This window comes from Fulvivirga sp., assembly GCF_040220315.1.
In the GTDB taxonomy this organism is placed as follows: Bacteria; Bacteroidota; Bacteroidia; order Cytophagales; family Cyclobacteriaceae; genus Fulvivirga.
The window spans coordinates 19,968-29,221 of sequence record NZ_JAVJUY010000239.1 but is presented as its reverse complement, the minus strand read 5'-3'; the positions used below and the strand labels follow the sequence as shown (position 1 = coordinate 29,221).

The following is a 9,254-nucleotide window of genomic DNA, read 5'->3' as shown; positions in this document are numbered from 1 at the left end:
CCAGGAATTGTAAACGAAATGGCGTATACAGGTAGAAAGGTATTGGGTGCTGAAGCTAAAGCCATAGGTTTAGTTAATCAATGCTATGCATCCAAGGAAGAAATGATAGGTGAAGTGATGAAGCTTGCAACCATGATCGCTAGTAAATCACCAGTATCTATTCGTGGAATAAAAGACGTACTTCTATATACCAGAGATCATTCAGTAGATGATTCATTAAATTATATGACAACCTGGAATGCTGGCATGCTGCTTTCTGAGGATTTAATGGAAGCCTTTAAAGCGACAATGGAAAAAAGAAAACCAGAGTTTAAAGACTAGTTAATCCTTCTCCATTCCGGGCTGAGTAATGACAAAATCTGTTTTGGCTTTTTCATCAGCCACCATTTTTTCAACGTCTTTTAACAATTGCTTTGCGTCATAGATGATCCCATCCTTAATAGTGTATTTTACACCTCCTACTCTCACTACTTCGTTTTCATCTGTAAGTTTAATGGCTCCTGTTCCGTAAAGGGCTTTTAAGTTTTCCAGCGGATTCACTTCCAAAATAACAAAATCGGCTAGTTTACCTACTTCAACAGTGCCTATTTGATCTTCCATGCCAAGGGCTTCGGCCCCATTTAGCGTAGCAGCCTTCACAACCTCCAACGGATGAAATCCTGCTTCACGTAGTAATTCCAACTCCCGAATAAACGCAAACCCATACAGCTGAAAAATAAAGCCCGAATCAGAACCAGCCGTTACCCTGCCACCTCTATTTTTGTATTCGTTAACAAAGGTCATCCAAAGTAGATAGTTCTGCTTCCAGGCGATCTCCTCTTCGGTGCCCCAATAATGCCAGTATGAGCCATGTGATATTTTACTTGGCTGATAAAATTTCCACAAAGAAGGCATCGTGTAAGTCTCGTGCCATTCGGCTCTTCGCGCTCTCATTAAATCCCTGCTTGCTTCATAAATGTTAAATGTGGGGTCTAGTGTAAAATCCAATTCAAGCAATTCATTCATCACTGAATTCCATTTATCTGAAAAAGGAGGAGCCGCCTGCTGCCACAGTCTTCCTGCTTCCCCAAAACGGTGCTGCTCGTTATTATAATTATAATCTAACGGATAATTCTGAACCGTTCTATCTGTAAAAAGTGCTTCAGGCAAACCGTACCAATGTTCCATGGTGGTAAGCCCCGCTTTTGCGGAGTGTAATACGTTCCATTGCGCAACGCTCATTTGCGCATGATGGCATGCCGAGCGTAGTCCTAATTTCTTATTTTCTTCCAGTGCAGCCTGCATTATATCTGGTGCTGCACCAAAAAATTTAATACCATCTGCACCTTTCTTTGCATTATTCTGAACCCATTCCCGTGCCATTTGGGTAGTACTAATGGGTTTATCACTTCCCTGACCAAACCCAGTATACGCTAAAATTCTCGGAGCGGTAATCTTGCTTTCAGCACTTTTCTTCTTTTGATCTAACACCCAATCTAAACCATTGCTAGCGGATGGATCTCGTACTGTGGTAATTCCATGTGCCATCCAAAGTTTAAATACATATTCTGCATCCACTCCCTGAGCTTCACCTCCAATATGGCCATGCATATCTACAAAGCCTGGTAACAGATACATTCCATTTGCATCGAGTTCTTTTCCGCCACTTTTTAATTGAGGCCTATCTGCCGGTTTAATATCTACGCCTGGGTAACCAACAACCTGTATATCAACTATACGATTTTTCTCCACAACAATATCTACCGGACTGATGGGTGGTGCCCCATTGCCGTTTATCAGCGTAACACCTCTAATAATCAATTGAGTCCAGGGACCTTCGCCTTCTGTTCTTTCAGGAGCAGGATTTATCTGTCCGATTAATGAAGGACTTATAAGAAGTGCTAATATGAGTATACTTAATCTTCTGATCATGTTATTAATTTTAAGGATGTTCAATTTAGTCAGGAATTATTAATTCTCTTAATCCTGTTATTTGAGTGGTGAAATGATTTTATTGATCTGTATAACGAGGTATGAACTTAGAAAAGAATAAGAAAAACGCCATTGCATTCTACAAAATGGCCTTTGAGGGTAATCCGAAAAAGGCGATTGAACTATATGTGGGCAATAAATACATCCAGCACAACCCAGATGTGGAAAATGGAACTTCCGGTTTTATTCGGTATTTCGATCGTATGAAGAAGGAATATTCAGATAAGAGTATAGAATTTGTACGGTGTATAGCCGAAGGTGATTTAGTGGCTCTCCATACCCATCAAACCTGGCCAGGTAATGATGAATATGTGACTATGGATTTCTTTCGATTTGAGGCCAATGGTAAAATCTGTGAGCATTGGGATGCTATTCAGCAGATCCCTAAGGAGTCCAAGAATTCAAATACCATGTATTAAAATCCTGGACTGTTATTCTGAAGATTATCGCCCGGGTATACCGCCAAATCCAGGATTAAACCTGAAAATATAGTAAGGTGCCGCTTCTTTCATGTGCGATTTAGAACGCAGCATCTGATCAGGAATGGCACTATCCGTAAAATACAAATAACCATCACCCCCATAGCTGGCTCCATCGGCCCAGCGTATTTTATTACTCCGTATTAATGTCTTAAGTGTTCCATCCGGTGATAATATGGCAAAGCCATCATTTTCAACATCCGTGATATACACGTTATTTAGTGTATCCATACTAAGTCCATCACTTAATGGTTTCTTACCAACTAACTCCACATGTTTACTCATTTCATCATTTGAAATTGTAAAGTCATTTAAATATTTAGTAGCTATACGATATAAACCATTGTGCGCCATAGCGCCATAGTAGATGTAATCTTCGGTTGCACTTAAGGCAATTCCATCTATACCTGGCTTAAGCAGTACTAAACCACCAATAAAACTCATATCCTTGAGTTTATTTTGAATCAACCAATCCTGCGGATAAACTGAAGGATGCTGCTCTAATAATCTTCTTGACTCACCAGTTTTAGAATTGTAAACAACAAGTGCTGGATTTTTACCAAAAAAGCTCACATCCGCGATATACACCATGCCATTCTTATCAACTTGCAAGTCGTTAAAAAACGAAAGCCTTTCTCCTACTTCAGATGGAAATGTATAGTCGTGAATTACTTCATTGGTAGTTAAATCAAAAGCCAATAACCTTACGCCACTAAAACCATGGTTCCCGTGATCGATTGTCCATAACTGATTGTTTTGGTCAATCATCATACCTAAAACTGTTGTGAAATTATTCTGATAATCTTCACTTGGATATGCCGTTGGTATTCCGTTAACCACTTCAAGTACTTTATTTCTTTCAGGCCTGGATTCAGGATGAACTGTGAAAAACACCCGATTATCAGCCGATACTGCCAGGTTTCCTAGCGGCTCGTCAAAGGCGAGTACAACTTCCAAGCTATCTTCAGAAAGTATCGGTTCTGTTGCAACACTCGGGTAGTATTCGCCTCCACCAAACCTGAGGCGAAGAAAAACTGCCAACACTATTACTAATGCCAGCAGGCTAACAACTACAATTTTTACAATTCTCATTATGCTGTTTCTAAAATATCGGATGGTTCTAGAATGGATTTGCTGTAACCATTGATAGTAACGTTAATCATCGAATTTCCTAATTGCGTAGTATTAACTATCGATTTGGGAAATAGAAATTTTAAAAATTTAATAAGCCACATAAAATAGTCGTAGAAAAACTGGTAAAGTTTAGTGCCTGATTTTATCCCTTTCAAAGGAATAATGGCTCCAGGTCGGTACATGAAGGCTTGTTTAAAACCCATATTAAGCAAGGCATTCTCGGTTTTTCCTTTTACCCTTGCCCACATTATTCGACCCTTTTCAGAACTGTCCGTTCCTTTACCAGATACATACGTGACAGTTGCCTTTGAATTATGATCATATATTGCTTTGGCAAGTGCTATTGTATAATCGTGAGTGATCTCGTGATATTTCTTTTCACTTAAACCAGCAGCACTTATTCCCATGCACAGGTATACGGCATCATACCCTGCCAATTGATCTTTAATAGAGTCATAATTCCCGAAATCCTGATGGATGATTTCCTTGATCTTATTATGCTTCACACTAATCGATCTTCTATTTATTAGTAGCACTTCTGTGATATCTGGATGATCGAGGCATTCTAAAAGAACCCCTTTGCCCACCATACCTGTTGAACCTGTGATTATAACTTTCATACTATTTATTTTTCGTTTTTCTCAGTAACCATTCTTACCATGGCAAAGAACCAACTGTTAGGAACTACCCTTCTTAAGAATAACAAAAATGGTGCACCACTTCCAACAGGATACCGCATTTTATAATTTTTTTGAGTCGCGGCCTTGTATACCTTTTTAGCAACAACAATTGGACCTGGCGCTTTGGCGCCTACTTTCTGCATGGTATTAAATGTACCATTTACATAGTTATCATATTCTTCCAAACCATCTGCTTTCATTAAGTCCATAGATCGGTCATAAAAGTCCGTTTTTATAGCACCGGGTTCGATAATTCTTACTTTAATTCCGAATTGCCTAAGCTCGTATTGTAAGGATTCTGAAAAACCTTCCACAGCCCACTTTGTGCCATGGTAGAGGCTATACAACGGGAAAGTAATTCTACCACCCACTGATGCTACATTGATTATAGTTCCATTTTTATTCTTTCTAAAATGCGGAAGTATTGCTCTTGTTACATTCATTAGCCCAAAAACATTCGTGTCAAATTGTCGTCTGATTTGTTCATTGGTAGATGCCTCGAATGCACCCACCAATGCATACCCTGCATTATTCACTAAGACATCAATCCTTCCAAAATCAGCAATGGCGTCAGTAATCGCCATTTTAATTGATGCCTCATTCAGTACATCCAATTGATATAAGTTAACATTTTTTAGACTCTTCAAGTCTGCGTGCTCGTCAGGCGTTCTCATAGTTGCAGCCACATTCCAGCCTTTATCCTGAAAATACTCGACAATACTTCGCCCAATCCCGGATGATGCCCCTGTGATAAAAATCGTTTTCATATTTGTTAAATTATGTGAGTACTTACTTATTTTTATATTAAATATTTTTATCCCTGATACTTACTAGACAAAAAGTCGATCATTTCACCCATCTCAAAATTGTCAGATAAAAAATATCGGGTGGCTAAACCATCTAGTAAAAGCAATAATAGCTCTGCCTCTTTTTCTGGAGAAAGGTAATTCAACTTCTTAAATGCTGCTGTTAGCGCTTGTCTCACAGGTTCCATCTTATTTTCATCATAGCGTTCTGTTTCCCACTTAAGTTTATACTGTAACTTCCAAAAATGAGATTGCTCGTTATCACTGGCAATTTCTGAAGCTATTCTAAACGTTTTGTTTATTACTTCTTGAGGATCTGCCTCCATAACTATGTTAGCGAAAAGCACTTTTAATCGCGATTCACCTTCTTTTGAGATAGCATCTAAAAGACCTTCTTTATTCGTAAAGTGCCTGAAAATTAAGCCTTCGGAAACACCTGCCTTTTTAGCAATTTTGCTAGTTGATGTGGTACCGTAACCTTCCTCCGCAAAGAGCTCTAAAGCAGCATTTAGTATTTTACCTTGCTTTTCAGTCATATAAGTGAGTAATTACTTACAAACTTATAAAGTGTTATATTCAATTCCAACTTTGGTAATAAATGAATAATTAATCTTCGAGTATTTCGATCTCTACCCGAACGTTTTGTTTGGCTTTTGTGCTGTGTTTATCATGCAACATACGATTACCGCCCCAAGCCTTAATCTCCATGCGATCTTCCGATATGCCCTTGCTCAAAAGATAATCACGAATGGTCTCAGCTCGTTCCCTAGATAATTTCTTAGCACTGCCAAATCCTTTTGGGTTGTCGTTACCTAAATTAAAGTACTGGCCATCCATTACAGATATTATTGGCCCTGCATGTTTACCATTTACATGACCGTGAATTTTAATACGCATGTTTTTATTTTCCTGCAACATATCAAGTAAGCTATTTACTTCGTATTGAGACTCGGGCCGCATAACTGCTGCATCTTTATAATAGAAGACATTGTACATTGTTACAATATCACCTTTTCTGTAACGCACCAGGTCAAAATTTAGCACAAGGCCATTCTCGGTAGAATCAATCTCTGCATTGGTGGTACCGTTGATCGGATCATAATAATTAAATTCCTTCTGAACTTTTCTAAAACCAAACACATCTACTATAACGGTAATCTGACCCGATCCATTCTTAGGATCATCAATATGAACACGATGCCCTGATTCTACCACATCCATGAGTTTCGACCTTTCAGTGTCAACAATCTGTAATTCCCCATTTACATCGCCACCATCGGTTGAATTGGTTAAGTCAAATTTCACTTCCAGTCGGTCGTCTTTTTCAATTTTAATTTCCTTTTTTTCTTCAACCTGTGTAGTACTTGCTTCTGCTTCAGTGGGCATTGTTTCTACTCTTTTCTCCTTCTTGGGCACTACCTCTTCCTCTGATTCATCCTTTTCAACATCTTTGAATCGTTCAGCATACAAATCTCCAAGTGGGTTAACCACTTCTTTCTTAAGTGCCTGAGTGGTTTCTTCCGCTCTTTTTTGTTCTTCTGGAGAAAGCTGCAACCTTGCTTCTGATGTTTTGACGTGCACCCAGGTATCTCCAAAACCTTCTTTTTGTCTTAGTTCTTTCATCATGGCAATGGCTTCCTTAAAGCTTGCGGTATGATCTACATATACATATATTAAAGAACCACGCTCATTGAGGCCAAAACGTGCGTTGTGGCCTTGTTCACTTACATGTTTGGTGAATTTAACCGCTAATTCAACCTGACTTTTCGCATATGCTCCTACCACAATAGCATATCCCTGCGGAATATCTTTAGTCTGCGAATATATGTTTGACGTTAGCGGTATGTATGCCAGAAGGAAAAGTAAAAGTGGTCTCATCTATCAAATATGGTTATTATTCTTCCAATATCTCAATTTCAACACGGACGTTCTTCTCTGCCAAAGAACTATGCTTGTCATACAACATTTTTTTACCACCCCACCCCTTTATTTCCATGCGATTTTCTTCAATCCCCTGGTCCATTAGCCAGTGTTGGATGGTGTATGCCCTGTATTCCGAAAGCTTTTTAGCACTTGCCTTTGTTTCCAAATGCGAACCATGTAAGCTAAAGAATTATTTATCGTCTAAATATAGATGCTTAACCACACCATGGTAATTACAAATGGAAAGAACGTGAATTCCAATCCTCATATTTTCATTTTCCTGCATCATATTTAACAGCTGATTCAATTCAGTTATTGATTCTTCTCTCATAATGGCCGCATCAATATAGAAGTAAACATTCCACATAGTCATGTAATCTCCTTTGTTGTACCTTCTCAGTGGCATGTCTACAATTATGCTATCTCCGATGGTGGTTACATGCTCAATGTCTTTAGAGCTCTCTGGCTCATCAAGATCAACCTCTCGGTTGACTATCCTGTACCCAAAAATATCTGATTCAAAATTCACCTTTCTCGTGCCGTTTTTAGGGTCATCCATTTCTACCAGTTCCTGTGTTGGCAACCTCCCTAAATCTTTCTGCCTTTCAATGTCGGTGGTTTTAACATGACCTGTTACTTCATGTAAATCAGTTACATCATAGGTATTAAAGTAAATCCAAAATTTATCATCGGGCCTTACTCTTTTTGGCTCTTCAGTTACCTTTTCTGCTACAACTTCACTTTTCATATTAGCCTGACGTGCCTCCCTTTCCAGTTCAGCTTCTTCAACGTCATGAACAAGTTTTTCAAGATCGTTACTCCCTGATTTCAAAGCTGTATTTTGCTGTTTTAATTGGTCGGATGGTATATGCTGACAATTAAAGTTGCCATTATAGAGCCAGGTTTTACCTAAAGCAGAAAACTGTTCACGAATCGTTAAGACCCTACTCCTTGCTTCTTCTACATCAGCCGATTCATGTACATACACATAATGCATATTATTAAATTTATTCTCTCGCACAATGGTATTAAGGCTTTTGGATGCATAAAAGTCTGCGAACCTTTGGGCGTTTGATTCTAAATTAAACACGCCAATAACAGCATAACTTCTTACATTATCCGGTACTTGCCCGTAAGCCATAGTAACAGTGACAAGTAAAATAATGACTAATGATTTTTGGAAAGTATTCATGGTTTTAAAGTCTAAAAAATTGAATATGTTGAGCCTCACAGTGCTTTGACCTGTAAAAAACAGGCACGGATTTAAGTTTACTATCAGGATTAGAATGCGACATAACTAACCGAATCTGATTTGGTTTCAGATTGAGGTGAGACAAATTCAATATGCTATATTGAGCTAGCATCTTAAAAAAAATGATATTAAAAGTTTAAAAAATTAACTCTGAAATGTAATTATTTTAAGTAATCAAAACAAAAAAAATATAGTAAGTTCTTCAATTTCAGTGGATTAGCTTTTTTAAATATAATTATATTTATATTTATTTTTATTATTATTGTATATTTATAATTGAAACAGCGCTGTTAAAGGATGTTGCCATTACTTATCTTTGAGCAAAATTTGATAACTATTATGAGCCAGCTACGCAACTATTTTTTTCTTTCTGTATGTCTTTTTGTCCTTTCATGCACTAGTAATAACACGCAAGAAGAGAGTACCTCCAGTGAAGAATCTGAACTTCCCAAAGAAGAGCAAATTGAAAAAACGCTATACGATGATGTAATGGCCGTACATGATGAGATGATGCCTAAAATGGAAGAAATGATGGCTCTAAAGGGTAAGTTAATTGAACTATCTGATTCCTTAAGGGAAAGTGGCGCAACTGAAGAATCTACCAGGGTTGCTTCGGCAGCAGAAAAAATTGAGGTAGCAGATGAGGCAATGATGGGTTGGATGCACCAATTTGAACCAAATATGGAGGGCATGTCTCACCAGCAAAGGGTTGATTATTTAACTTCTCAAAAAAACAAAATGGATAGTGTAAAGGTGGTAATGCAAGAGGCAATTGCAACGGGCCGTTCGTTAACTGCTAATCGTTAACCACCTTTCTGGCTGAGTACAATTTGTAAATACCTGCCGAGTTTACCGGCAGGAAATCCTTTTCGTTTAAACCAAATAAGATATTCTACTGGTAGATCTATGAGTCGGCTGCCTTTGAATTTACCAAATGGCATTTTGTACCTGATCAACTCTTCTAATTCCTGTCGGGCTTTTACGGGATCAAATGGGTTTTCCAATAGTA

Annotated in this window: 12 protein-coding genes; 3 read left to right on the top strand and 9 right to left on the bottom strand. The window is 38.2% G+C overall.

Annotation, left to right across the window (positions count from 1 at the left end):
- Positions 1–321, top strand: a 321-nt coding sequence (locus tag RLO81_RS11545; protein ID WP_350111631.1) for an enoyl-CoA hydratase-related protein, incomplete at its 5' end; no start/stop codon positions are given.
- Here the strand turns inward: RLO81_RS11545 and RLO81_RS11540 are convergent.
- Entirely contained in the window at positions 322–1,911 is a 1,590-nt protein-coding gene (locus RLO81_RS11540; RefSeq protein WP_350111629.1) for an amidohydrolase family protein, read from the bottom strand.
- A gap of 101 nt (positions 1,912–2,012) precedes the next feature.
- Between RLO81_RS11540 and RLO81_RS11535 the strand changes: the two genes are divergently transcribed.
- Complete coding sequence (locus tag RLO81_RS11535) at positions 2,013–2,390, top strand: nuclear transport factor 2 family protein (protein WP_350111627.1); 378 nt, start codon at positions 2,013–2,015, stop codon at positions 2,388–2,390.
- A gap of 24 nt (positions 2,391–2,414) precedes the next feature.
- Here the strand turns inward: RLO81_RS11535 and RLO81_RS11530 are convergent, their stop codons facing one another.
- From RLO81_RS11530 to RLO81_RS11500, 7 genes are all read right to left on the bottom strand, one after another.
- Entirely contained in the window at positions 2,415–3,542 is a 1,128-nt protein-coding gene (locus RLO81_RS11530) for an L-dopachrome tautomerase-related protein (protein ID WP_350111625.1), read from the bottom strand.
- Positions 3,542–4,204 (bottom strand): NAD-dependent epimerase/dehydratase family protein, encoded by a 663-nt coding sequence (locus tag RLO81_RS11525; protein ID WP_350111623.1) that lies wholly within the window; start codon positions 4,202–4,204, stop codon positions 3,542–3,544. The genes RLO81_RS11530 and RLO81_RS11525 overlap by 1 nt, the downstream gene beginning before the upstream one ends.
- Before the next feature lie 5 nt (positions 4,205–4,209).
- Complete coding sequence (locus RLO81_RS11520) at positions 4,210–5,031, bottom strand: SDR family oxidoreductase (protein WP_350111621.1); 822 nt, start codon at positions 5,029–5,031, stop codon at positions 4,210–4,212.
- A gap of 47 nt (positions 5,032–5,078) precedes the next feature.
- Positions 5,079–5,606: a TetR/AcrR family transcriptional regulator gene (locus tag RLO81_RS11515; RefSeq protein WP_350111619.1), complete on the bottom strand. Its 528-nt coding sequence runs from the start codon at positions 5,604–5,606 to the stop codon at positions 5,079–5,081.
- Positions 5,607–5,676: 70 nt separating this feature from the next.
- Positions 5,677–6,948, bottom strand: a complete 1,272-nt coding sequence (locus tag RLO81_RS11510; protein ID WP_350111617.1) for an OmpA family protein — start codon at positions 6,946–6,948, stop codon at positions 5,677–5,679.
- Positions 6,949–6,964: 16 nt separating this feature from the next.
- Positions 6,965–7,159, bottom strand: coding sequence for an OmpA family protein (locus tag RLO81_RS11505; RefSeq protein WP_350111615.1), 195 nt, complete (start codon positions 7,157–7,159; stop codon positions 6,965–6,967).
- Between the two features lie 24 nt (positions 7,160–7,183).
- Positions 7,184–8,185, bottom strand: coding sequence for a hypothetical protein (locus RLO81_RS11500; protein WP_350111613.1), 1,002 nt, complete (start codon positions 8,183–8,185; stop codon positions 7,184–7,186).
- A gap of 399 nt (positions 8,186–8,584) precedes the next feature.
- Here RLO81_RS11500 and RLO81_RS11495 point away from each other — a divergent pair, with 399 nt between their 5' ends.
- Entirely contained in the window at positions 8,585–9,052 is a 468-nt protein-coding gene (locus tag RLO81_RS11495) for a hypothetical protein (RefSeq protein WP_350111611.1), read from the top strand.
- On the opposite strand, the gene RLO81_RS11490 is transcribed toward RLO81_RS11495, so the two are convergent.
- The gene (locus tag RLO81_RS11490; protein WP_350111609.1) at positions 9,049–9,249 is read right to left on the bottom strand and encodes a DUF3820 family protein; all 201 of its coding nucleotides are present in this window, start codon (positions 9,247–9,249) and stop codon (positions 9,049–9,051) included. The two genes, RLO81_RS11495 and RLO81_RS11490, sit on opposite strands and share 4 nt — an antisense overlap.
- Positions 9,250–9,254: the final 5 nt, after the last annotated feature.

What these genes read in the sequence shown, in the direction of transcription:
- RLO81_RS11540 (WP_350111629.1), bottom strand. Translation starts at nt 1,911, where the DNA reads ATGATCAGAAGATTAAGTATACTCATATTAGCACTTCTTATAAGTCCT.
- RLO81_RS11535 (WP_350111627.1), top strand. Translation starts at nt 2,013, where the DNA reads ATGAACTTAGAAAAGAATAAGAAAAACGCCATTGCATTCTACAAAATG.
- RLO81_RS11530 (WP_350111625.1), bottom strand. Translation starts at nt 3,542, where the DNA reads ATGAGAATTGTAAAAATTGTAGTTGTTAGCCTGCTGGCATTAGTAATA.
- RLO81_RS11525 (WP_350111623.1), bottom strand. Translation starts at nt 4,204, where the DNA reads ATGAAAGTTATAATCACAGGTTCAACAGGTATGGTGGGCAAAGGGGTT.
- RLO81_RS11520 (WP_350111621.1), bottom strand. Translation starts at nt 5,031, where the DNA reads ATGAAAACGATTTTTATCACAGGGGCATCATCCGGGATTGGGCGAAGT.
- RLO81_RS11515 (WP_350111619.1), bottom strand. Translation starts at nt 5,606, where the DNA reads ATGACTGAAAAGCAAGGTAAAATACTAAATGCTGCTTTAGAGCTCTTT.
- RLO81_RS11510 (WP_350111617.1), bottom strand. Translation starts at nt 6,948, where the DNA reads ATGAGACCACTTTTACTTTTCCTTCTGGCATACATACCGCTAACGTCA.
- RLO81_RS11500 (WP_350111613.1), bottom strand. Translation starts at nt 8,185, where the DNA reads ATGAATACTTTCCAAAAATCATTAGTCATTATTTTACTTGTCACTGTT.
- RLO81_RS11495 (WP_350111611.1), top strand. Translation starts at nt 8,585, where the DNA reads ATGAGCCAGCTACGCAACTATTTTTTTCTTTCTGTATGTCTTTTTGTC.